Raw genomic sequence first — 21903 nt, 5'->3', positions numbered from 1 at the left:
GGCTCGGAACGACGGAACCCCCGGCGGCCTCACGGCTGCCGGGGGTTCTCGTGCGTCTGCGGGCGCCTCCCGCCTGCGGAGCGGGTCGAGGCGCCGGGTGGATCAGGCCTGCGGGGCGGCGCCGGCCTCCTGAGCGGCCTTCGCCTCCTCGTACTGGCGGCGCACCTCGACCATGTCGAGGCCGCGGACCTGCTCGATCAGGTTGTCGAGCGCGGGGGCGGGCAGGGCGCCGGGCTGAGCCATCAGCGGGATGCCGTCGCGGTACACCACGAGGGTGGGGATGGAGGAGATGCCGTAGCTCGCGGCGAGCTGCTGCTGGTCCTCCGTGTCGACCTTCGCGAACGTGATGTCGGCGTTCTTCTCGCTCGTGGCCTCGAAGACCGGAGCGAACTGCTTGCACGGGCCGCACCAGTCGGCCCAGAAGTCGATGAGGACGATGCCGTCGGCGATCGTCTGGTCGTGGGAGTCGAGGGTCATCGCAGTCGTAGCCATGGGGGATGCAACCGGGTGCCCCCGCGGCCTATTCCCGGGCGGGATCGAGGAGGTCGAGCAGCGAGCGCGGACCGACCACGGCGGCCCCGAGCGCCTCGACGCGGGCGGCCAGTCCCCGGTCGGCCGTCACGACGACCGCGGTCTCGAGCGCGCCGACCAGCTCGACGATCGCGTCGTCGCCCGAGCCGTCGGCCGAGTGGACCGTGAGCCGCTCCGTGAGAGCGCCCGGCTCAGGACGGGCGGCGCGCGCCGCTCCCTCGAGCACCACGGCGATGCGCGGCCAGACCGTGTCGGCGTCGATCCCCAGGAGACGGCCGGGGACGCCGGCCTCCGCGAGGCGGGCCAGGGAGGCGAGGAGGCGCTCCGCGGCGCCGGCGCGGTCGCGCCACCAGCCGTCGGGGCGTGAGCCGACTACGTTGGCGGCGTCCACGACGAGCACCGGGATCGAGGAGCCGAGCGCGCGCAGGCCCGGCCAGGCCGCTCCGAAGCCCGGGTGCAGCGGCAGGGAGTCGACCTCGTCGGGGGCGACCCAGCGCAGCTCGGTGCTCTCGGCGTCGCTGATGCGGGGAGTGAAGTGCTCGCGGGACTCGGCCAGGACTGTGGAGTAGCTCCACGGTCCGATCACGACGACGCTGGAGAGCACGGGCCGGATCAGGTCGGCGGGGACGCCCGCCTCCTCCTCCGACTCCCGGAGGGCCGCCTCGAAGGCCGTCTCCTCGGGGTGACGGGCGCCGCCGGGCAGCCCCCAGGTGTCCCCGAAGTGGCTCCAGCTGACGCGGTGCTGGAGCAGGACGCGTCCCGACGGATCGCGCAGGAGGAGGCCGGCGGCGCCGAAGCGCCCCCAGAAGCGGCGTCCGTCGCCTATCTCGACCCAGCCGTCGCCGAGCGACGCGTCGAAGGGATGGCGCGGGAGCACGGCGTCCGCGCCGGGGTCCTCGCTGGTCATGCCCTCCAGCCTCCCACACCGCGCCCGCCGCGCCCGACCCCGACGGGCTGGCAGAATCGGACGATGCGCCGCTCGAGACCCCTCCGCCTCGCGACGCTCGCCTGGCTCGCGCTGATCGCCCTGATCACGCTGACGCCCGCGCCCTACCCGGCCGGGGAGCCCAACGCGCTGATCCGCGGGATCATCGCCTTCCTCGCCTCCACGCCGCTCACCGGCTGGTTCGACTTCGACGTGGCGGAGTTCACCGCGAACGTGCTGCTCTTCGTGCCGCTCGGTGCGCTGATCGCCGCGCAGCTGCCGGCGGGGCGCCGCCTGTGGGCCGCCGCCATCGGGCTCGGGGTGTCGGCGGCCGTCGAGACCGCGCAGCTGCTGTGGCTGCCGACCCGCGTCTCCGACGTGCAGGACCTGGTCTCGAACGGCAGCGGCTCTCTGATCGGCGCCCTGCTGACGATCGCGCTGCTCCGCTTCTCCCCCCGCCGCCGCTTTCGGAAGGACCGCACCGCCCATGCCCGCTGAGACCCTCGTCGTCCTCGACCGACCCTCCCTCGACGCCGAGGCGCACTCGCCGGGAGGACCCGCGCACCGCATCGTTCCGAGCGGGCGCGGCGATCTGGACGTCACCGATCTCGGCTTCACCCGCGGCGACGGCGTGTTCGAGACGATCAACCTGGTCGACGGACGGCTGCAGGCGCTCGACGCGCACCTGGACCGCTTCGAGCGCTCGGCCCGGATGCTCGACCTGCCCCGGCCGGACCGGCCCGCCTGGCTCGAGGCGATCGGAGCGGCGGTGGCCGCGCACCCGCCCGTCGCCGAGGCGATGGTGAAGACGATCCTGACCCGCGGCGTCGAGGGCGGCGGGCGGCCCACCGGCGTCGTCTTCGTCCAGACCAGCCCGGACTTCGGCCCGGCCCGCCGCGACGGCGTGCGCGTGGTGCTCCTGGACCGCGGGCTGCGCTCGGACGTGCAGTCGACGTCCCCCTGGCTGCTCGCCGGCGCGAAGACGCTCTCGTACGCGGTGAACCGTGCGGCCGCGCGGGAGGCCGCCCGGCGCGGTGCCGACGACGCCCTGTTCGTGTCGAGCGACGGCTACCTGCTCGAGGGGCCGACCTCGAACCTCGTGCTGCTGACGGGCGGGGAGCTCGTGACTCCTCCGCCGAGCCTCGGGCTGCTGCCCGGCACCACGCAGGCCGACCTGTTCGCGCTCGCGCCGGGCCTCGGCCTCGAGACGGCGGTGCGTCCGCTGCGCTCGGGCGATCTGGAGGCGGCGGACGCGGCGTGGCTGGTCTCGAGCGCGCGCAACGCCGCTCCCGTCCGCGCCGTCGACGGGACCGACCGCCGCGTCGACGCCGACCTCTCGGCCCGGATCAACGCCGCGCTGCTCGCCCGCTGAGACTCCGATCCTCCCCGTGGGACGCCCCGCGCCGAGCGCGGACGGCGTCCCGGAGGAGAGAGGGCTCAGGAGAGGCCGTCGACGTCCGCGGGGCCGCGGCTGATCAGTCCGCCGCGGACGTGCTCGACGGTGGGGTCGAGCTGCACCGGATCGCGCTCGTCCGCCGCCTCGTCGTTGATCACGGCCGAGACGATGCCGCGCCAGTCGGTGCCCTCGGCCACGGCGTCCTCGGAGCCGACGCGGCGCGTGACGAACACGGCCTCCGACTCCTCGCCCGCGTGCGAGATGACGGCGAGGACGCCGACGGTGCGACCGCCCGGGTGCTCGATCCGCCACTCCTCGTGCCCGGACGGGACGAGCGAGAACTCCAGGCCCGCGTGCGGGAAGCCGGTGGGGCGCAGCTCGGACGGGGATCCGCTCTGCGGAGGCGCGCCGCGGGTGGGGACCCCGGTGCCCTCGCCGCTCGTCGTGCTCATGCCGACGTCGCCGCGGGTTCCGCCGGCTCCGGAGCTGTCGTTCGCCGCGATCATGCGGTCGTCGCCGCTCCGCAGCGCGTCGTCCGCTCCGGTGTAGATGCTGTCGTCTCGGTTCATGGGAACCTCCTTGTCGGCGGCCAGTGTAGGACCGCGGGGTGGGTGGCGAGCGGGCGCCGTTCGTAGACTGGGGGGATGCAGATCCCGGTGACCGGTGCCGTGCGGGTGGACGCGTGGCTCTGGGCGGTGCGCATCTACAAGACGCGCTCCGCCGCGACGACCGCGGCTCGGGCCGGCCACATCCGCGTCAACGGCGAGCGGGCCAAGGCGGCGCAGACCGTGCGGGTGGGCGATGAGGTCCGCGCCCGGATCGGCGGCTTCGACCGGGAGCTGATCGTCCGCGGACTCGTGGTCAAGCGGGTCGGTGCGCCGGTGGCCGCCGAGTGCATGGAGGACCGGACACCCCCGCCGCCACCCCGGGAGTCCGCGCCGGGCGTGATCGTCCGTGACCGCGGAGCGGGCCGCCCGACGAAGCGCGACCGGCGCGACATCGAGCGCCTCCGCGGATTCTGACCGCGCGACCCGGCAGCGGCCTCAGGGGGCGAGCGCGCGCAGGCGCTCCAGGAGCCCCTCCGCCGCCTCGTCGAGGAACCGCTGCTGCAGCTCGTCGCCGACCTGGACGAGGGCGATGTCGGTGAAGCCCGCCTCGATGTAGGGCACGAAGCTCTGGGCGAGCTCGTCGAGGTCGGGGCCGCAGGCGATCTGCTCGGCGACGTCCTCCGGGCGCACGAACTGGCTCGCTCCGGCGAAGCCGGCGGGGGTCGGCAGATCGGAGTTGACCGCCCAGCCGCCGGCGAACCAGCGGAACTGCTCGTGGGCCAGCGACACTCCCTGCTCCTTGTCCGGCGCCCAGCAGATCGGGATCTGGCCGATCGTGCGCGAGGGGGCGGCGTCCGCACCGCGGACCGCGGTCCACTGCGAGATCAGCTCCGCGTCGGGCTCGGTCGTGATGAGGTGGTCGCCGATCGGCGCGAAGCGGGCGATCGACTTCTCCCCCGAGACCGCCAGGCCGATCTCGACCGGCGTGTCCGGCAGGTCCCAGATGCGGGCGGAGTCGACGCGGAAGTACTCGCCCTCCCAGGTCACCAGCTCGCCGGTGTGCAGCTCGCGGATGAGGTGGACGGCCTCCTCGAGCATGTCCTGGCGCACGGCGACCGAGGGCCAGCCCTCGCCGACGACGTGCTCGTTGAGGTTCTCGCCCGAGCCGAGGCCGAGCGTGAAGCGGTCGTCGGAGAGGATCGCGAGCGTCGCGGCCTTCTGCGCCACCACGGCCGGGTGGTAGCGGATGGTCGGCGCGGTGACGTAGGTCGTGAGGTCGATGGTCGACGTGGCCTGCGCGACCGCTCCGAGCAGCGTCCAGGCGTAGGAGGCGTGCCCCTGCTCGGTCAGCCACGGCGAGTAGTGGTCGCTCGAGACCGCGAACTCGAAGCCGAGCCTCTCGGCGTCGACCGCGTAGCCCACCAGCTGCTTGGGTCCGCTCTGCTCGGTCATCAGGGTGTATCCGAATCGCACCATGGTCCGTCCTCGTTCCGCTCGTCGTGGGATGCCCGGGGGCACGTCCCATGGTGGGCGGGGCGCCGGATGCGCGCTAACCCCTTGCCCCGGTCGCGAGCGGCGGCTAGCGCGGCGTCAGACGAAGCGGATGCGGTTCTGCACGCGGGTGCGGACCTCGAACGACTCGCCGTACCCGCCGAGCCGCGGGTCGTCCGTGCCGGAGCGCAGCAGCTGCGGCAGCAGCGAGCGGCGGATGACGACGGCGCCCTGGTGCCTGCCGCGCTCGACCTGCTCGAACGGCTGCTCCAGCGCCTCGTCCGGCACGACCACGACGCTCGTCGAGAAGCGGACGCCCAGCTCGCGGCCGAGACGGCGCGCGGCCTTCGCGAGCGAGGCGATCGGCTTCTCGTCCTCGGCGATCCCGGGGCCCTCGAGCTCGCCCTTCCTCAGGCGGACCGGGTCGCCCCAGTCGGCGGAGGTCAGCGCGAGCAGGCCGGCCGGCCCGAGCACGAGGTGGTCGATCTTGAGCCCGCCGTCGCCGACCGCGACGTCGTTCCAGATCGTGTAGGCGATGCCGAGCGCGCCGACGAGCGCGGCCGTCGCCTCCTCGGCCTGAGCCTTCGCGAGCCAGGAGCGGACCTCGCGAGGAGCGGAGCGGACGATCGCCGGGTCGAAGGGGTCCTCGGTCTCGACGCCGCGGCCGAGCCACTCGCGCACCAGGCGCAGGTAGTACTCGCGCGCCGCGCCTCCCGGGTGACCGTAGGAGCGGGCGCGCACGGCCGAGGCGGTCTGCGGGCGCGGTGAGCCGGTGTACGGCGACTGCGGGGAGGACCTCCCGGGGGCGGGAGCGCCTCGGTCGTAGTCGCCGCGGGCGGAGGCGCTGCCGATCCGCTCCCAGGCGAGCTGCACCGCGTGGAACGACGCGGCGTCGCCTCCCGTGTCCGGATGGGTCTCGCGGAGGCGGAGCCGGTACGCCCGGCGGAGCTCGTCGTCGGACGCGGTGGCGGCGACGCCCAGCACCTCGTAGGGGGTGCGGGCGGCGTGGCTGTCGGGCATGTGCTTCCGGGAGGGTCGGGGCGGGGGGTTCCGAGTGTATCGACGCGGGCCGGGCGCCCGGTGGGAGCGCGCACCGCGTCGGCTCGGAACGCGCCGAGCGCCCAGCGGGGGAACGGGCGCCCGGCGGGGGTCAGTGCGCGAGCAGCTCGCGCACCCGCGGGATGACCTGCGTGCCGTAGAGCTCGATGTTGCGCATGATCGCCGGGTGCGGCAGCGTCCCGGCGCTGTACTTGAGGTCGAAGCGGTCGATGCCCAGGGCCTCGACCGTTCGCGCGATCTTCCGGGCGACCGTCTCGGGCGAGCCGAGGTGGATGGCGCCGTCGGGGCCGGCCTCCTCCTCGAAGCGCTCGCGGGTCATCGGGGACCAGCCGCGCTCGCGGCCGATGGCGTCCATCATCGCCTTGTGGTGCGGGAAGTACAGCTCGCGCGCCTCCTCGTCGGTGTCGGCGACGAAGCCGGGCGAGTGCACGGCGACCGGGAGGCGGGGCTGCTCGAGCTGGTCGAGCGCGCGGCCGAAGAGGTCGACGTAGGGGCGGAAGCGGGCCGGCGAGCCGCCGATGATCGCCAGGACGAGCGGGAAGCCGTACCGGGCGGCGCGGACGACCGACTCGGGGCTGCCGCCGACGCCGATCCAGGTGCTGAGGGTGCCGTTGTCGAGGGTCGGGTAGACGCTCTGCTCGGTGAGCGCGGGGCGGGTCGTGCCCTGCCAGGTGACCGGGCCGCCCTGGATCAGGGCGTGGAAGAGGTCGAGCTTCTCCTCGAAGAGGACCTCGTACTGCGCGAGGTCGTAGCCGAAGAGCGGGAAGGACTCGGTGAAGGAGCCGCGGCCGAGGATGACCTCGGCCCGGCCGCCGGAGAGTCCGTCGAGGGTGGCGAAGCGCTGGTAGACGCGCACCGGGTCGTCCGAGGAGAGGACCGTCACGGCGGAGCCGAGGTGGATGCGCTCGGTGCGGGCCGCGATGGCGGCGAGCACGACATCCGGTGCGCTCACGGCGAAGTCGGCGCGGTGGTGCTCGCCGATCCCGAAGAAGTCGATGCCGACCCGGTCGGCCAGGACTCCCTCCTCGACCACGTCGCGGAGGACCTGGCCGTGCGGCAGCGGGGCGCCGTCGGGGCCGGCGGTGACGTCGCCGAACGTGTCGACGCCGAACTTGACTTCATGCATACTCATGGACTTCTGCAACCTCCGGGGGTCGACGGCTATTCCTGCGGGCGGGGTCCGACGTCCCCGGGCAGGAGCGCGTCGGAAGAGACGATCCCCGCCTCGAGCGCCGGCTCGCGGTAGGCGCGCCCGAGCGAGGCGACGGTGTCGTGCGCGTTCAGGCCGCTCGGGTTCGGCAGCACCCAGAGCGGCGCGCCCGCCACGTCCTCCTCCTGCCTGCCCTGCACCGCCCTGCGGCGTCCGAACGCGATCCGGTAGGCGGTGATGCCGACGACCGCGACGGCCCGGGGCCGCACCCGCTCCACGGTGGCGACCAGCCGCTGAGCGCCCTCGCGCAGCTCCTCCGCGGTCAGCTCGTCGGCGCGGGCGGTCGCCCGGGAGGCGAGATTGGTGATGCCGACGCCGCGGGAGACGAGCTCCGCGCGGTCCGCGGCGCTCATCCCCTCGGACACGCGCGGCGCGCGCTCGAGGATCCCGGCCGCGACGAGCGCCGGGTAGAAGCGGTTGCCGGGGTGGGCGAAGTGCGCGCCGGTGGCGGCGGTCCACAGTCCCGGGTTGATGCCGACGAAGAGGAGCCGGACGTCGTCACCCAGCAGGTCCTCGACGGTGCGGTCCTGGAACGCTGCGAGCTCGGCGCGGGTGAACGGCATGCGACCATCCTGCCGCGGCGCAAGTCCTCTCGGCACGGGGTCGCCGGTGCCAGCATGGAGGCATGACGAACGCATCCCAGGACCACCCGATCCAGCACGGCAGCGACGACGCGCAGCTCGACGAGAAGCTGCGCGGCGTGCTGCTGCAGGTCGCCGGCGACGCCGAGCTGCGACCGGAGGAGGACGTCGAGACCCTGCTGCGCCAGCGCCTGCGCGACACGCGGATCTCGATCTCGGACGAGGCGATCCCGGGGCTCGCCAAGCGCATCCCCGGCCTCATGCAGCGCGGGGGCGGCGACGTGAACCCCGGGGCGCACTAGCCCCGAGGGACGGACGCGGGCCGAGCGGCCGCTCGGACCCGCGCCTGCCCGCGCTACTCGGGGACCGCCGGGCCCTTGCGGTGGTGGTCGAACACCAGGCTCGTGCGCGTCGAGGCCACCGCCGGGTTCGCCGAGAGGTTCGAGACCACGAAGTCCCGCACGTCGCTGGAGTCGCGGACCGCGACGTGGATGATGAAGTCCTCCGAGCCGCCGAGGAAGAACACCTGCACCACCTCGGGCAGCGCGCGGATCTCCTCCGCGAAGCGCGTGATCGCCTGGCGCTGGCCGACGCGGATGCTGACGCTGATCAGCGCCTGCAGGGTCAGGCCGAGCGCCGCCGGGTCGAGCTCGGCGGTGAAGCCGGTGATGACGCCGCGCTCGACGAGGCCCCGGACGCGTGCGACGCAGGTCGACGGGGCGATGCCGGCGCGCTCGGCGAGCCGGCTGTTGGGCGTCCGCGCGTCGGCGCGGAGGAGGCGCACCAGGGTCCGATCGACCGGATCCAGGTCGTCGAGGTCGTGCAGATCCTTCGGTGGCATGCGCCCGCTCCCTCACTCCGCCGACGAACCTTCGGCCCGTGCGGTGACTTCCGACCGATCCTGCGGAGTTCCTCCGCTCCGGGCACGATCTTCGCACGATGGGGGCAGAGCCGGTGCAGGATCGGCGCCCACCGCCCGCCCCGCGGGCCGCAGCGAAGGAGCCGCCGTGCGCGTCGGGATCCCCACCGAGATCAAGAACAACGAGAACCGGGTCGCCGCCACTCCGGCCGGCGTCCACGAGCTGGTGCGCCGCGGCCACGAGGTCCTCGTCGAGGCCGGCGCGGGCCTGGGCTCGCGCGTGTCGGACGACGACTTCCGCCGCGCCGGCGCCCTCGTCGTCGACGGGCCCGACGAGGTCTGGGGCGAGTCCGAGCTGGTCCTCAAGGTCAAGGAGCCGATCGAGGCCGAGTACCCGCGGATGCACCGCGACCAGGTGCTCTTCACCTACCTCCACCTCGCCGCCTCCCGCCCGTGCACCGATGCGCTGCTCGCGGCGGGGACGACCTCCATCGCCTACGAGACGGTCCAGCTGGACGACCGGCGGCTGCCGCTGCTCTCGCCGATGAGCGAGGTCGCCGGGCGCCTGTCGATCACGGTCGGCGCCTACCACCTCATGAGTGCCGTCGGCGGACGGGGCACGCTGCTCGGCGGGGTCCCCGGCACTCCGAAGGCGAAGGTCGTCGTGATCGGCGGCGGCACGGCCGGCGAGCACGCCGCGGCGAACGCCCTCGGCATGGGGGCCGACGTCACGATCGTCGACCTCTCGCTCCCCCGCCTCGCGCAGCTCGAGAACCGCTTCCAGGGCGCGATCCAGACCCGCGCCTCCTCGGCCTACGAGATCGCCGCGCAGCTGGCCGACGCCGACCTCGTGATCGGATCCGTCCTCATCCCGGGCGCCAAGGCGCCCAAGCTGGTGACCGACGAGATGGTCGCCACGATGAAGCCGGGCTCGGTCCTGGTCGACATCGCGATCGACCAGGGCGGCTGCTTCGAGGGCTCGCGTCCGACCACGCACGACGACCCGGTGTTCCCCGTGCACCGGAGCGTCTACTACTGCGTCGCGAACATGCCCGGCGCCGTCCCCGAGACCTCGACCCGCGCGCTCACCAACGCGACGCTCCCCTACGCGCTCGCGCTGGCCGACCGCGGGTGGCGGGCCGCCCTGGCCGCCGACCCGGCGCTCGCCCGCGGCCTGAGCACCCACGACGGCCGGGTGACGAACACCGCCGTCGCCGCGGCCTTCGACCTCCCGGCCGTGCCGGTGGAGTCGCTGCTGCTCTAGGCGCCCGCGGGCGCGAGGCCGAGCCCCCCGAGGATCTCGGCGATCTCCTCCTCCGGAGCGCCGCCCACGTCGACCGTGACGTGGAGCTCGTCGTCACCGAGGGGCTCGAGCGCCTCGAACTGCGAGTCGAGCAGCGTGGTCGGCATGAAGTGGCCGACCCGCGAGGCGAGCCGCCCGGCGATCCGGTCCCTCGATCCCGCGAGGTGCGCGAAGACGAGGTCGTCGCGGCGGAGGACGTCGCGGTAGCGGCGGCGCAGGGCCGAGCAGGTCACGACGACCGAGCCGCCCGCGGCGATCCGCTGGTCCACCACGCGGGCGATCTCGGCCAGCCAGGGCGCCCGGTCCTCGTCGGTCAGCGGGATGCCGGCGTGCATCTTGTCGACATTCGCCTGCGGGTGCAGGTCGTCCCCCTCGAGGAACTCCCAGCCCAGGCGGCGCGCCAGGAGCGACGCGACGGTCGACTTGCCGCTGCCGGAGACGCCCATGACGACGACGGCGCGGACGGGGACGGTGGGAAGAGCGGTCATCAGATACCTCCTACGAAGAGACCGATCAGGAGGACCCCGGCGAGCCCGGTCACCGAGACCAGGCACTCCATCACGGTCCAGGTCTTGAGCGTCTGGCCGATGCTGAGCCCGAGGTACTCCTTCACCAGCCAGAACCCGGCGTCGTTGACGTGCGACAGGAACACCGAGCCGGCGCCGATCGCGAGCACCATGAGGGCGACCATCGGCCCGTCCATGGTCTCGGTCAGCGGCTGGAGGATCCCTGCGGCGGTCACGGTGGCGACGGTCGCGGAGCCGGTGGCGACGCGGATCACGACGGCCACGAGCCAGGCGAGCAGCAGCGCCGAGGCGCCGCTCCCCTCCGCGAGCTGGGCGACCACCCCGCCGATCCCGGTGTCGACGAGGACCTGCTTGAAACCGCCGCCCGCGCCGACGATGAGCAGGATGCCCGCGATCGGCGGCAGCGAGCTCGAGAGCGAGGCCTGCAGCTCGGTGCGGTTCATCCGGCCGCCGCGTCCGAGCAGGACCAGACCGGCCAGGAGCGCGATCCCCAGCGCGATGGTCGGTGTGCCGAGGAAGTCGAGGGCGCCCTTCCAGGCGTCCGTGGATCCGGGGGCCGCGATGTCGGCGATCGCCTTGCCCAGCATCAGCACGACCGGCAGCAGGATGCTCGCGACGGCGGCGGCGAAGCCCGGGCGGTGCTCGCGCGTCTCGCCCGCGCCCTCGCCGAAGAGCGGCGGCGTCTCCACCGGCGCCCAGCGGGCGGCGACCCGGCCGAAGAGCGGGCCGGCGACGACGACGGTGGGGATCGCGACCAGGACGCCGAACGCGAGGGTCACGCCGAGGTTCGCGCCGAGCGCGTCGATCGCGACCAGCGGTCCGGGGTGGGGCGGGACGAGGCCGTGCATCACCGAGAGGCCGGCGAGCGTCGGGATCGCCACCTTCATCAGCGGCAGACCGCTCCGGCGGGCGACCAGGATCACGACCGGGATCAGCAGCACGAGCCCGACCTCGAAGAACATCGGCAGCCCGATCAGCGCGCCGACGAAGCCCATCATCCAGGGCAGCGCACGAGTGCTCGAGCGGGCGATGAGGGTGTCCACGATGCGGTCCGCGCCGCCCGAGTCGGCGAGGAGCTTGCCGTACATCGCGCCGAGGCCGATGAGGATGCCGACGCCGCCCATGGTGTTGCCGAACCCCAGCGCGAAGCTGGCGACCGCGTCCGCCGCCGCCAGCCCCGCGATCAGGCCCGTGGTCAGCGCTCCGATCAGCAGGGAGACGAAGGGGTGCAGCTTCAGCCAGGTGATCAGCACGACGATCACGGCGATGCCGACGACGGCGGCGAGGATCAGCTGCCCCTGCCCGGCGGTGGTGGCGGGGGCGTCCCCGGCGGCGGCGCGGAGGGCGGGGAGGAGGGTCGGTGTCATGAGCGTCCTTGGTCGAGCCGACGGCCAGCGGCCGGCTTTTGTCCGACATAACCTGCGTGTGTCCCGATCATGCCCGAAGATCGGCCGGGGCGCGACTCCGGCGATGGCAGGATGACCGCATGCCCGCGCCGACGCCCTCACTGCACCACTCGGTGCTGGACGAGCTCGGCTCGCAGATCGTGCGCGGCGAGCTCGCGCCGGGCACCACCTTCAGCGCCGACGAGCGTGCGGAGCGGCGCGGGGTCTCCCGCTCGGTGATGCGGGAGGCCGTGCGCGTCCTCGAGACGCTCGGGCTCGTGACGTCCCGCCGCCGGGCGGGGACGCGGGTCCAGCCTCCGGAGTGCTGGAACGCCCTGGACACGCGGGTCGTCGCGTGGGGACTGGACGGCCCGGACCGGCGGCGCCAGTTGCACCAGCTCAGCGAGCTCCGACTCGGGGTGGAGCCGCTCGCCGCCCGGCTCGCCGCGGCGAACGCGACCGAGGAGCAGCGGCGGGCGCTCACGGAGGCGGGCGACGCCCTCTCCACCCACTCCCGCGCAGCCGACCAGTCCGCCTACCTCGCCGCCGACACCGCCTTCCACCGCTCCCTCCTGGCCGCGTCCGGCAACCGGATGCTCGCGCAGCTGGGCGATCTGGTCGCCGAGGTCCTCGCCGGCCGCACCCGCAATGCGCTCATGCCGCGCGAGGCCGACTCCACCGCGGTGCGGCTGCACCGGGCGGTGGCCGCCGCCGTCGCCTCGGGCGACGCGGACGCTGCGGAGGCCGCGATGCGGGCGATCGTCGAGGAGTCGGACCGGGCGGTGCAGGAGAGCTGACGGGGTTGCACGCCCGCAGCGCCGCGCGCACAGTGGAGCGCATGGTCGAGGGATACACGTCCGCGCAGGTGCGCGCCGCCGAGGCTCCGCACCTGGCCCGGCGGGAGCCGCTGATGCAGCGCGCCGCCGACGGCCTCGCCCGCGAGCTGCGTCTCGTGCTCGCCGGGCGCTCCGACCGCTCCCGTCCGGCCTCGGTGCTCGTCCTGGTCGGTCCGGGCGACAACGGCGGTGACGCGCTCTACGCGGCCGCCGAGCTCTCCTCCTCCGGAATTGACGTCGTCCTCGTCCTCACGGCCGAGCGGGTGCACCGCCGGGGCCTCGCCGTGGCGCTCGACGAGGGCTGCGGGCAGGTGCCGGCCGACGACGCGCCCGGCCTCGCCGCGGCGGTGGCGCGGGCGGACGTCCTGGTCGACGGGATCCTCGGCATCGGAGCGACGGAGCCCGCGCTGCGGGGGCGGCCGCGCGTCGTCGTCGAGGCGGTGCTCGACGCGCTGGAGCGGCGGGCCGAGCGCCCGGTGGTCGTCGCGGTCGACCTGCCGAGCGGAATCCATCCCGACGACGGGTCGGTCCCCGATCCCACCGTGCTGCGCGCCGATGTTACGGTCGCCTTCGGCGCGATCAAGGCCGGTCTGCTGCTGCCTCCGGGCGACTCCTACGCGGGCCGTCTGCGCCTGGTCGACATCGGCCTCGGCCCGGACCTGGCCGGAGTGGAGCCCGCGGTCCGCGAGTGAGCGAGCGGCTCAGGAGGGAGCGAGGAGGTGCGCCTTCTCGGGGTGCTGCTCGAACCACTGCCCGACGTACCAGCACATCGGCACGACGCTCCGCCCGCCGGCGGCCTCGATGTCGTCGACGGCGAAGGAGACGAGCTCCCCTGCGAGCCCGCGGCCGCGGAAGGGCGGGGTCGTGAAGGAGCGGACGAGGGAGACGCTGCCGGGCGCCTCGCGGTAGTCGAGGACGCCCACCAGGGCGCCGTCGAGGTGGAGCTCGTAGCGCGACGCGTCGTCCGCCCGGCGGAAGTCCTTGGCCATGCCTCCAGAGTAGGACGGCCCGGACGGATCAGGCCTCGTCGCCGAGCATCTCGCCGTCGACGTAGAGCCAGCGACCGTCCTCGCGCAGGAAGCGGCTGCGCTCGTGCACGAGGCCGGGGCCGGCGGGCGAGCGGTAGGAGGCGCGGAACTCGACCAGGCCCTCCTCGTCGCCCTCCCCGCCGAACGAGGTGTCGACGATCTGGAGCCGGCGCCACTGCACGTCGGGATCGAGGTCGATGCGGCGCGGCCGGGTCGAGGGGTGCCAGCTCGCGAGCAGGTAGGGAGCGCTGCCGAGGACGTTCGCGCTGTAGCGGCTGCGCATCAGGCGCTCCGCCGTCGGCGAGGGCTCCTCGCCGATGTGGGCGGGGCGGCAGCAGTCGGCGTAGTGGCGGCGGCTTCCGCAGGGGCAGGAGTCGGCGGGGTGCATCCGGCCAGTGTGGCAGGCGATGCGGCGCCCCCGGCCCGGCGCGGCTCCGGCGAGCGCCGCGACTCCCCGGGCCGTCCAGGTGTGCATCCCCTCCACATCCGCTCCGCCGCCTTGAGGGTGCCGCCGGATCCCGGCAACGTGGCCCCCTCATCGACCACGGACGGAAGGAACGACCCGATGCTCACGCTCACCGACAACGCCAGCACCGTCGTCAAGACCATCACCGGGCAGACCGAGACCCCCGTCGAGGGAGGCCTGCGCATCAGCGGCACCGATCTCGACGCCCGCAACTTCGCTGTCGCGGTCGCCGCGGCCCCCGAGACGACGGACGCCGTCGTGGAGCAGGACGGAGCGCGCGTGTTCCTCGACGTCGCCGCCTCCGTCGCTCTCGGCGACAAGGTCCTCGACGCGCAGGTGGACGAGGGCGGCTCCGTCAGCTTCGGGATCGCTCCGCAGGGCTGACCCCGTCGACCCGGAGGCCGCCCCCACCGCAGTGCGGGAGGGCGGCCTCCGTCGTCCCCGGGATCAGGAGAGGACGTCGCGAGTGGTGAAGCGGCCGATCGCGAGCGACCCGAACACGGCGACGTAGGCGAGCTGGAGCAGCGCGTTCTCGCCGAAGGAGCTCCACGCGATCGGGTCGCGCAGGAGGTCGGCGAAGTCGAACCACCGGTCCGTCAGCAGGAACGGGTGGAGGGCGTCCAGCTGCGAGAGCGAGCCGACGATCTGCGCCGCGATGGAGACGACCACGGTGGCCGCCATGGCGCCGACCGGCACATCGGTCAGCGTCGAGATGAAGAGGCCGATCGCCGAGAGCCCGACCAGCGAGAGCGCCGCGTACACGGCGATCGCCAGGGCCCGGCCGATCGCGTCGACGAGCGGGACGGTGCTGCCGGAGAGCAGCGTCACCGGTCCCGCCGGGAAGAGCGCCAGGCCGATCAGGATCCCGACCACCATGACGGTGAGTGCTGCGGCGAGGCAGAAGGCGAGGGAGGCGGCGAACTTCACCGCGAGCAGCCGCACGCGGCCGACGGGGCTGACCAGCAGGTAGCGCAGCGTCCCGAGCGAGGCCTCGCCCGCGATCGCGTCGCCGGCGACGACCCCGACCGTGAGCGGGAGGAACAGCGGGACGGCGACCGTGATGGCCGCGAAGCCGGTGAAGAGGCCGTTGCCGGCGATCGCTCCCACGAAGGACGGCCCGCCTCCGTCGCCGCCCGAGAGCCGCACCGCGACGGCGAGCAGGATCGGGATGGCGGCCAGGGCCGCGAGCAGCGCCCAGGTGCGGCGCCGGCGGAAGAGCAGGGCGAGCTCGGAGGCGAGCAGGGACCCGATCCCCGCGCGGCGGACGGTCGCGTCAGCACTCGACATCGAAGCCCTCCCCGGTCAGCTCGACGAAGCGCTCCTCGAGCGAGGGGCGGCGGACGGCGAACCCGCGGACGCGGACGTCGGCCCGCACGAGGTCGGCCACCAGCGTCTCGGCCGCGAGCCCGGGCGGCAGAGCGGCGACGACCAGCGGCGGATCGGCGGGGTGCGGGCCCGGCGCGGTGCGCGGCTCCAGACCCCGGGTGTGCAGAGCCACGATCGCGCGCTCGCGGTCGGGCGTCAGCAGCTCGACCGAGGCGGCGTCCCCGCGCAGCTCGTCGAGCCCGCCCTGGGCGACGAGGCGCCCGGTGCGCATGACGGCGGCGTGGGTGCAGAGCTGCTCGATCTCGGCCAGGAGGTGGCTGGAGACGAGGACGGTCGTGCCGTCCTGGTTCAGTCCGCGCACGAGAGCGCGGACCTCGCGGGTGCCCTGCGGGTCGAGGCCGTTCGTGGGCTCGTCCAGCACGATCAGGTCGCGCGGCGAGAGCAGGGCGACCGCGATGCCGAGCCGCTGCTTCATCCCCAGGGAGTAGGAGCCGACCTTCTTGCGCGCCGCGGCCGAGAGGCCGACGCGGGCGAGGGCCTCCTTCGCGCGGGTGTCGCGGGTGCGGGACGAGGTGCCCGCCTCCGCGGCGTCGAAGCGCCGGAGGTTGGCCGCTCCGGAGAGGAACGGGTAGAAGCCCGGCCCCTCGACCAGCGCCCCCACCCGGGGCAGGACCTCGGCCGCGCGCCGGGGCATGGCCTGCCCGAGGACGGTGATGCTGCCCGCGGTCGGCGCGGCGAGGGCGAGCAGCATCCGGATCGTCGTGGTCTTGCCCGAGCCGTTCGGGCCGAGGAAGCCGAAGACGGCGCCGCGGGGAACGGCGAGGTCGAGACCGGAGACCGCTTCCTGGCGCCCGAAGCGCTTGGTGAGGCCCCGCGTCTCGACGGCGAGCTCGCCCGCCGTCACCGAGCGGAGGCCGCGTCGCGGAGCGTCTCGGCCGGGACCGCGCCGGCGAGGACGCGTCCGTCGTCGGTGACGAGGACGGTCAGCAGGGCGGAGGAGAGGATGCGGCCCCCGTCGACCGGAGTGGTGACCGCGTCGAGCGAGGAGAGCGCGTCGGCGTCACCGGCGGGCAGCTCGACGACGCTCGTCCAGCCGGAGCCCGTGGTGACGACGTCGGAGTGCTCGGCCGTGTCCGCGGCGGGCGCGTCGGAGGCGTCCGCCTCGTCGTCGACCGGAGCGGCCTGCTCCGTCACCTCGGCGCCGGCCGGGGGCGTGAAGGAGAAGAGGGACGCGTCGGGTGTCGAGAAGTCGATGCTCGTGTACGCGACGCTGAACGCGGGCGCGGTGCCCCCGCGGGCGGTCACGGCTACCCCGAGCGGGAGGCCCGTCTCGCCGTCGACCGAGACGGTCACGGAGCCCACGAGGGTGCCGCCGTCGCGGGGCGTGAGCACGAGCTCGTACGCATCGCGCCCGGCGACGCTGACGTCCGAGCCGACCGCGACCGTGGTCGTCGGGTCGATCGCGGCGAGCAGCTGCTCGGCGGCGGACGACGGCGTCACGACCTGATCGCCCGGCGAGGCCTCGGGGGCTCCGCCCGCGGGAGGCACGAGGTGGGTGGCGGTGTTCGCGCTCGAGTCGTAGATCCAGACTCCGTCGGTCGTCGAGGCGACGACGTCGCGCTCGGCCAGCCGGTCGAGCACCTGGAGGCGCGCGCCCTTCTCGGCGTCGACGTACACGCGCGCCTGGTGCGAGCCGGTGGCGAGCTCGACGAGGGAGTCGGCGGGGTCGGCGGACGCCGAGCCGGCGGAGCCGCCGAGCGCCGAGAGGTCGGGCAGGCCGAGGTCCGAGGTCTGCCGGATCTCGCCGGAGAACGCCGTGGCGTCGCTCTCGGCGACGGAGGCGAGGAGGTCGGCGGCGGACTTCTCGGGGAGGTCCCCCGCGGCGCTCGCCGAGAGGGGGAGGGCGACGGCCGCGGCGACGACGACCGCGGGGACGACGGCGACGGGCGTCCAGCGCTTCCAGTCAATGCTCATGCCGGGAACGCTACGCCTCGAACCTCCGCGGCGGGCCCGGAACGTGCCGGTCCACAGCCTTCCGGAAGGGGGTGCGGTCCGAGACCGCGGCCGGGATGATCAGGGCATGGACCTCCCGTTCGCGCTCCCCGTCGCCCCGATGCTCGCCAAGGCCGTTCCGGCAGTGCCGGAGCAGACCGCCGTCGCGGGCGGATACTCCTACGAGCCGAAGTGGGACGGGTTCCGCGCGATCGTCTCGGTCTCCGGCGGGGAGTGCGAGATCGGGAGCCGCGGCTCCAAGCCGCTGACCCGGTACTTCCCCGAGCTCGTCGAGGCCTTCCTCCGGCTGCTCCCCGACGGCTGCGTGCTCGACGGCGAGATCGTCCTGGCGACCGGCGAGCCGGGAGCGCAGCGGCTCGACTGGGACCTGCTCTCGCAGCGCATCCATCCGGCCGCGAGCCGCGTGAGGATGCTGGCGGAGACCACCCCGGCGATGCTCGTCGCCTTCGACCTGCTCGCCGTGGACGGGCGCAGCATGCTCGAGGAGCCGTACTCGGCGCGGCGGGAGGCGCTCGCCGCCGTGATGGCCGGCGTCCCGCATCCGCTGCACCTCGGCCGCGCCACCGACGACGAGGCCCTGGCGCGCGACTGGCTGGAGCGCTTCGAGGGCGCAGGACTGGACGGCGTCGTGGCGAAGCCCCTGGCCGCGCCCTACTCCCCCGGGAAGCGCGCCGTGCTCAAGGTCAAGCACCACCGCACGGCCGACGTGATCGCGATCGGGTACCGCGAGCACGCCTCCAAGCCGGGCGTGGGCTCGATCCTGCTCGGCCTGCACGGCGACGACGGAGAGGTCCGCCAGGTCGGCGGGGCCTCGGCCTTCAGCGACGAGCGTCGCGTGCAGCTGCTGGAGGAGCTCGCACCCGCGGTCGAGCGCGACGCGGAGGGAGCACCGGTGCGCGGCGAGGGCGAGCGGAGCCGGTTCTCGATCGGCCGCGACACCTCCTTCGTGCGCCTGCGTCCCGAGCTCGTGCTCGAGGTCCGCTACGACCAGCGCGAGGGCGACCGCTTCCGGCACACCGTGCAGTTCGAGCGCTGGCGCCCGGACCGCGACGCCGCCTCCTCCACCATGGAGCAGCTGGAGCAGCCGACCGCGTACGACCTCGGCGACGTCCTCGGCTAGGCCTTCTTCGCGCGGCTGGGCTGCACGCGGGGCGGCTCGCCCGGCATCTTGGGGAAGTCGGGCGGGAACGGCAGCTCGCCGAGGCCGGCGGCGACATCGCGCTCCCACCAGCCGAGCAGGGCGTCGAGGCGGCCGGGGGCGTTGTGCATCCGTGCCCACGGATCACCGCGCTCGGCGAGGCGCGCCGGGACCGTGCGGATCGTGAAGGCCCGCGGGTCGACGCCGTCGAGCTCGTCCCAGTCCAGCGGAGTGGAGACGGGAGCGTGCGCGAGCGGCCGCGGGCTGTAGGCACCGGCGATCGTCCGGTCGCGGTTGGCCTGGTTGAAGTCGACGAAGATCCGCTCGCCGCGCTCCTCCTTCCACCACGCCGTCGTGACCTGCCCGGGCATCCGCCGCTCCAGCTCGCGCGCCGCGGCGATCACCGCGTGGCGGACGTCGAGGAACTCGTGCTCGGCGACGATCGGCGCGAAGACGTGCAGGCCGCGGTTGCCGGACGTCTTCACGAACGGGTCGAGGCCGGCCTCCCGCAGGACCTCCCGCAGCGCGTGCGCGGCGACGACCGCGTCGGCGACGTCGGTGCCGGGCTGCGGGTCGAGGTCGATCCGGAGCTGGTCGGGCAGGTCGGGCGCATCGGCGCGGGACGCCCACGGGTGGAAGACGACGGTGTTCATCTGCGCCGCCCAGACGGCGGCCGCGGGCTCGTCGATCACGAGCTGCGGATGCACCCGCCCGCTCGGGTACGTCACCGGGACGGACCGGACGTACTCGGGCGCGCCCTTGGGCGGGTTCTTCGAGAAGAACTGCTCGCCCTCGATCCCGGAGGAGAAGCGCTGCAGCGAGACGGGGCGGCCGCCGTTCGCCGCGACGAACGGCTCGCCGACGGCGATCAGGTACTCCGCGACCTCGCGCTTGGTGATGCCCGGCTCCGGGAACAGCACGCGCTCGGGGCTCGAGATCCGCACCTCCCGGTCGCCGTGCGGTCCGGGGACGGTGAGGACGACGGCGTCGCTGCTGGGCATCTGCTGAGGCTAGCCCGCGGCGCTGCCCGGCGACAGGGGTCCTCCGGGGCGCCGCCGCAGCCGGATCGGGCCCTTCGCCCGCGAGGGGTCGACGACCTGTCCGCCCTGCACGATGTCGATCTCGCCCCGGTCGACCAGGCGGCGCGCGGCCCGGCGCACGGGCTCCATCAGCGGCCGCCACTCCTCGCCGCCGACCCGGCGCGCGACCTCGGACGGGCACGCCGTCGACGCCGCCGCTCGCGCGAGCAGGACGGTGCGGATCTCCTCCTCGAGGCGCGCCTCCTCCGGTCCGACTCCGCGACGGCGGCAGGCGTCCGAGCAGTAGCGGACGTCCTCCCAGTCGCGCGCCCACTTCGCGCGCCACTCGATCTCGCGACCGCAGGAGGCGCAGGTCTTGCTCTCGGGACGCGCGGTGGACGTGCGCTGACGGTGGGCCATGCCCTCGAGTCTGCGCGCAGACCGCGGCCGCAGCGACGGGTTGCGCTGAGGGCGAGCGACGGGTGCGCGGACGCCGGCGCCGACGACGCGCACCCGATCCGGCGTGATCGGGAACAGGGAGCGGCGGATCGGCGTTCCCCGAGGTGGCGGCGTCATACTCCGCAATGGGGCGGCCCTCCCCCGGCCGGTGCGCCAGTCTGGAGGAGCCGTGCTGCGGCGCGACGGCGGGCCACCACCCCGTGCCGCACCCTCGATCGATCAGGAGTCTCCGATGAGCCGCGAGAACCTCGCCACCACCCCGGACCGCGAGCCGGAGCACCGCGCCTTCGCCGGACTCTCCCCGGAGGACTTCAAGCTCGCGTTCCGCAACCACGCCGCCGGAGTCGCGCTGATCACTGCCGACCCGGGCACCGGCCCGGTCGCCCTGACCGCGACCTCCGTCTTCTCGGTGAGCGCCGAGCCGCCGCTGTTCGTCTTCTCGCTCTCGTCCGCCTCGTCCAGCTCTCCGGCCATCCAGGCGTCCGAGACGCTGGTCGTGCACCTGCTCGGGGCGGAGCAGCTCGACCTGGCGCGCCTGGGCTCGACCAGCGGCATCGACCGCTTCGCCGACACGTCGCTCTGGTCGCGGCTGCCCACGGGCGAGCCGTTCTTCCCGGGCGCCGCCGCCTGGATCCGCGGCACGGTGATCAACCGCATGGAGGCGGGATCGTCCACGATCGTCGCCGTGCACGCCCTCGAGGCCCACGTGCCCGAGGACTCCGAGACCACGGCGCCGCTCGTCTACCACAACCGCACCTGGCACCACCTCGGCGAGCACTCCCGCCTCAGCTGAGCTCCGCGGGCGCTCCGGAGCAGGCGGTTCAGGCCTCCGGGCCGGTCGCCACCGTCCGGCCCGGCGTGCTCGACCACTGCGACCAGGAGCCCGGGTAGAGCGCCGGCGCGAAGCCCGCGAGCGTGAGCGCGACGACGTCGACCGCGGCCGAGACGCCGCTGCCGCAGTACACGCCGACGGGGGCGTCCTCCCGCACGCCGAGCGCCTCGAATCCGGCGCGCAGGTCGGAGGCGGGCCGGAACCGCCCCGCGGAGTCGAGCGCCGCGGACGCGGGAGCGTTCCGAGCGCCGGGGATGTGGCCCGCCCGCGGGTCGATCGGCTCGACCTCGCCGCGGTACCGCTCAGGGGCGCGGGCGTCGAGCAGGACGCCCGCCGAGGGCAGCGCCGCCGCCTCGTCGATGTCCAGCACCGGGAGCCGACCGTAGGCCAGCTCGACGTCGCCCCGCTCGCGCGGGACGTCGCCCGTCTCGAGCTCCCGCCCCGAGCGGATCCAGCCGGCGAGCGACCCGTCGAGCAGGCGGACGTCCTCCACTCCCGTCGCCCGCAGCAGCCACCAGGCCCGCGCGGCCGGGACGCTACGCGCGTCGTCGTACACGACGACGGACCGGCCCCCGCGGAGCCCCCAGCCGCGCGCCGCCTCCTGCAGCACCTCGATCGGAGGCAGCGGGTGGCGCCCCTCCTCCGGCTCGCCGTGGGCGGCCAGCTCGTGATCGAGGTCGACGTGCACCGCGCCGGGCAGGTGGCCCGCGAGGTACTCCGGGCGGCCGTCGGGCCGGTCGAGGCGCCAGCGCACGTCGAGGACGAGCGGCGGCTCGGTGGAGGCCATGAGCTCGGCGAGCTCGTCAGGGGTGACCAGCAGGCTCTCGCGGCTGGAGGGGGTCGTCGGGGTCATGGCGTCCTTCCGATCCGCGTCGTCGGCGGAGTCCTGCCCCAGCATGCCGGGTCGCCGGCGGCGCGGGAGCTCGGGCGGCAGCGGAGCATCAGTGCGCAAGGCGCCTTGTCGATGGTCG

At 74.5% G+C, this 21903-nt stretch carries 28 protein-coding genes; 10 read left to right on the top strand and 18 right to left on the bottom strand.

The features are described from left to right. Window positions 1-102 precede the first annotated feature (102 nt). Both trxA and C5B93_RS10750 read right to left on the bottom strand, forming a co-directional pair. Window positions 103-492 carry a thioredoxin gene (gene trxA / locus C5B93_RS10755; protein ID WP_104225382.1) on the bottom strand — a complete coding sequence of 130 codons (390 nt, stop codon included), beginning with the start codon at window positions 490-492 and terminating at the stop codon, window positions 103-105. A 28-nt stretch (window positions 493-520) separates the two neighbouring features. After that, complete coding sequence (locus C5B93_RS10750; RefSeq protein ID WP_104292460.1) at window positions 521-1438, bottom strand: NUDIX domain-containing protein; 918 nt, start codon at window positions 1436-1438, stop codon at window positions 521-523. Between the two features lie 63 nt (window positions 1439-1501). Here C5B93_RS10750 and C5B93_RS10745 point away from each other — a divergent pair, with 63 nt between their 5' ends. After that, window positions 1502-1954 carry a VanZ family protein gene (locus tag C5B93_RS10745; RefSeq protein ID WP_104295635.1) on the top strand — a complete coding sequence of 151 codons (453 nt, stop codon included), beginning with the start codon at window positions 1502-1504 and terminating at the stop codon, window positions 1952-1954. After that, window positions 1944-2828 carry an aminotransferase class IV gene (locus C5B93_RS10740; RefSeq protein ID WP_104292458.1) on the top strand — a complete coding sequence of 295 codons (885 nt, stop codon included), beginning with the start codon at window positions 1944-1946 and terminating at the stop codon, window positions 2826-2828. The genes C5B93_RS10745 and C5B93_RS10740 overlap by 11 nt, the downstream gene beginning before the upstream one ends. Before the next feature lie 65 nt (window positions 2829-2893). On the opposite strand, the gene C5B93_RS10735 is transcribed toward C5B93_RS10740, so the two are convergent. Beyond that, window positions 2894-3421, bottom strand: coding sequence for a hypothetical protein (locus C5B93_RS10735; RefSeq protein WP_104292457.1), 528 nt, complete (start codon window positions 3419-3421; stop codon window positions 2894-2896). Window positions 3422-3496: 75 nt separating this feature from the next. Here C5B93_RS10735 and C5B93_RS10730 point away from each other — a divergent pair, with 75 nt between their 5' ends. Then, window positions 3497-3874: an RNA-binding S4 domain-containing protein gene (locus tag C5B93_RS10730; RefSeq protein ID WP_181027140.1), complete on the top strand. Its 378-nt coding sequence runs from the start codon at window positions 3497-3499 to the stop codon at window positions 3872-3874. A 21-nt stretch (window positions 3875-3895) separates the two neighbouring features. Here C5B93_RS10730 and C5B93_RS10725 read toward each other — a convergent pair whose 3' ends face one another. The 4 genes from C5B93_RS10725 to C5B93_RS10710 all read right to left on the bottom strand — a co-directional run bounded on the left by C5B93_RS10725 (window position 3896) and on the right by C5B93_RS10710 (window position 7723). Beyond that, window positions 3896-4876: a TIGR03557 family F420-dependent LLM class oxidoreductase gene (locus C5B93_RS10725; protein WP_104292456.1), complete on the bottom strand. Its 981-nt coding sequence runs from the start codon at window positions 4874-4876 to the stop codon at window positions 3896-3898. Window positions 4877-4990: 114 nt separating this feature from the next. Further along, window positions 4991-5911, bottom strand: coding sequence for a J domain-containing protein (locus C5B93_RS10720; protein WP_104292455.1), 921 nt, complete (start codon window positions 5909-5911; stop codon window positions 4991-4993). A 130-nt stretch (window positions 5912-6041) separates the two neighbouring features. Then, entirely contained in the window at window positions 6042-7076 is a 1035-nt protein-coding gene (locus tag C5B93_RS10715; protein ID WP_104292454.1) for an LLM class flavin-dependent oxidoreductase, read from the bottom strand. A 35-nt stretch (window positions 7077-7111) separates the two neighbouring features. After that, window positions 7112-7723, bottom strand: coding sequence for a mismatch-specific DNA-glycosylase (locus C5B93_RS10710; protein ID WP_104222562.1), 612 nt, complete (start codon window positions 7721-7723; stop codon window positions 7112-7114). Window positions 7724-7785: 62 nt separating this feature from the next. On the opposite strand from C5B93_RS10710, the gene C5B93_RS10705 reads away from it, so the two are divergent. Next, window positions 7786-8043: a hypothetical protein gene (locus C5B93_RS10705; RefSeq protein WP_104222561.1), complete on the top strand. Its 258-nt coding sequence runs from the start codon at window positions 7786-7788 to the stop codon at window positions 8041-8043. A gap of 53 nt (window positions 8044-8096) precedes the next feature. Here the strand turns inward: C5B93_RS10705 and C5B93_RS10700 are convergent, their stop codons facing one another. Further along, entirely contained in the window at window positions 8097-8582 is a 486-nt protein-coding gene (locus C5B93_RS10700) for an Lrp/AsnC family transcriptional regulator (protein ID WP_104222560.1), read from the bottom strand. A gap of 166 nt (window positions 8583-8748) precedes the next feature. Here C5B93_RS10700 and ald point away from each other — a divergent pair, with 166 nt between their 5' ends. Then, window positions 8749-9864, top strand: coding sequence for an alanine dehydrogenase (gene ald / locus C5B93_RS10695; protein ID WP_104292453.1), 1116 nt, complete (start codon window positions 8749-8751; stop codon window positions 9862-9864). On the opposite strand, the gene C5B93_RS10690 is transcribed toward ald, so the two are convergent. Both C5B93_RS10690 and C5B93_RS10685 read right to left on the bottom strand, forming a co-directional pair. Next, window positions 9861-10391 (bottom strand): gluconokinase, encoded by a 531-nt coding sequence (locus C5B93_RS10690; RefSeq protein ID WP_104225392.1) that lies wholly within the window; start codon window positions 10389-10391, stop codon window positions 9861-9863. The genes ald and C5B93_RS10690 overlap by 4 nt on opposite strands. Continuing rightward, window positions 10391-11797 carry a GntP family permease gene (locus tag C5B93_RS10685; RefSeq protein WP_104273301.1) on the bottom strand — a complete coding sequence of 469 codons (1407 nt, stop codon included), beginning with the start codon at window positions 11795-11797 and terminating at the stop codon, window positions 10391-10393. The genes C5B93_RS10690 and C5B93_RS10685 overlap by 1 nt, the downstream gene beginning before the upstream one ends. A gap of 119 nt (window positions 11798-11916) precedes the next feature. Here C5B93_RS10685 and C5B93_RS10680 point away from each other — a divergent pair, with 119 nt between their 5' ends. Together C5B93_RS10680 and C5B93_RS10675 are read left to right on the top strand one after the other, a co-directional pair. Continuing rightward, complete coding sequence (locus C5B93_RS10680) at window positions 11917-12612, top strand: FadR/GntR family transcriptional regulator (RefSeq protein ID WP_104225394.1); 696 nt, start codon at window positions 11917-11919, stop codon at window positions 12610-12612. Between the two features lie 41 nt (window positions 12613-12653). Next, the gene (locus C5B93_RS10675) at window positions 12654-13343 is read left to right on the top strand and encodes an NAD(P)H-hydrate epimerase (RefSeq protein WP_104292452.1); all 690 of its coding nucleotides are present in this window, start codon (window positions 12654-12656) and stop codon (window positions 13341-13343) included. Between the two features lie 9 nt (window positions 13344-13352). Here the strand turns inward: C5B93_RS10675 and C5B93_RS10670 are convergent, their stop codons facing one another. Both C5B93_RS10670 and C5B93_RS10665 read right to left on the bottom strand, forming a co-directional pair. Further along, entirely contained in the window at window positions 13353-13640 is a 288-nt protein-coding gene (locus C5B93_RS10670; protein WP_104222554.1) for a GNAT family N-acetyltransferase, read from the bottom strand. 28 nt (window positions 13641-13668) lie between these two features. Further along, complete coding sequence (locus tag C5B93_RS10665; protein ID WP_258068200.1) at window positions 13669-14154, bottom strand: YchJ family protein; 486 nt, start codon at window positions 14152-14154, stop codon at window positions 13669-13671. A 90-nt stretch (window positions 14155-14244) separates the two neighbouring features. Here C5B93_RS10665 and C5B93_RS10660 point away from each other — a divergent pair, with 90 nt between their 5' ends. Further along, window positions 14245-14529 (top strand): hypothetical protein, encoded by a 285-nt coding sequence (locus C5B93_RS10660; RefSeq protein ID WP_104225397.1) that lies wholly within the window; start codon window positions 14245-14247, stop codon window positions 14527-14529. Window positions 14530-14592: 63 nt separating this feature from the next. Here the strand turns inward: C5B93_RS10660 and C5B93_RS10655 are convergent, their stop codons facing one another. Genes C5B93_RS10655 through C5B93_RS10645 form a run of 3 tightly spaced genes read right to left on the bottom strand, consistent with a single transcriptional unit; the run spans window position 14593 to window position 17445 of the window. Then, complete coding sequence (locus tag C5B93_RS10655) at window positions 14593-15432, bottom strand: ABC transporter permease (protein ID WP_104292451.1); 840 nt, start codon at window positions 15430-15432, stop codon at window positions 14593-14595. Next, on the bottom strand, window positions 15419-16375 hold the full coding sequence (locus tag C5B93_RS10650; protein WP_104292450.1) for an ABC transporter ATP-binding protein: 957 nt from the start codon (window positions 16373-16375) through the stop codon (window positions 15419-15421). Before C5B93_RS10650 ends, C5B93_RS10655 begins: the two co-directional genes overlap by 14 nt. Then, entirely contained in the window at window positions 16372-17445 is a 1074-nt protein-coding gene (locus C5B93_RS10645) for a DUF2092 domain-containing protein (protein WP_104292449.1), read from the bottom strand. The genes C5B93_RS10650 and C5B93_RS10645 overlap by 4 nt, the downstream gene beginning before the upstream one ends. A 106-nt stretch (window positions 17446-17551) precedes the next feature. Here C5B93_RS10645 and C5B93_RS10640 point away from each other — a divergent pair, with 106 nt between their 5' ends. Next, window positions 17552-18604, top strand: coding sequence for an ATP-dependent DNA ligase (locus C5B93_RS10640; protein WP_104292448.1), 1053 nt, complete (start codon window positions 17552-17554; stop codon window positions 18602-18604). Here C5B93_RS10640 and ligD read toward each other — a convergent pair. After that, on the bottom strand, window positions 18601-19623 hold the full coding sequence (gene ligD / locus C5B93_RS10635; protein WP_181068379.1) for a non-homologous end-joining DNA ligase: 1023 nt from the start codon (window positions 19621-19623) through the stop codon (window positions 18601-18603). The two genes, C5B93_RS10640 and ligD, sit on opposite strands and share 4 nt — an antisense overlap. Window positions 19624-19632: 9 nt before the next feature. Continuing rightward, complete coding sequence (locus C5B93_RS10630; protein ID WP_104292447.1) at window positions 19633-20061, bottom strand: DUF2256 and DUF3253 domain-containing protein; 429 nt, start codon at window positions 20059-20061, stop codon at window positions 19633-19635. A gap of 271 nt (window positions 20062-20332) precedes the next feature. Between C5B93_RS10630 and C5B93_RS10625 the strand changes: the two genes are divergently transcribed. Beyond that, on the top strand, window positions 20333-20893 hold the full coding sequence (locus C5B93_RS10625; protein WP_104222547.1) for a flavin reductase family protein: 561 nt from the start codon (window positions 20333-20335) through the stop codon (window positions 20891-20893). 28 nt (window positions 20894-20921) lie between these two features. Here C5B93_RS10625 and C5B93_RS10620 read toward each other — a convergent pair whose 3' ends face one another. Next, on the bottom strand, window positions 20922-21785 hold the full coding sequence (locus tag C5B93_RS10620) for a sulfurtransferase (RefSeq protein ID WP_104292478.1): 864 nt from the start codon (window positions 21783-21785) through the stop codon (window positions 20922-20924). Window positions 21786-21903: the final 118 nt, after the last annotated feature.

This window comes from Rathayibacter sp. AY1A2, assembly GCF_002930935.1.
Classification (GTDB): Bacteria; Actinomycetota; Actinomycetes; order Actinomycetales; family Microbacteriaceae; genus Rathayibacter.
The sequence above is the reverse complement of the archived record's forward strand: the minus strand, read 5'-3'. Positions and strand labels throughout refer to the sequence as shown.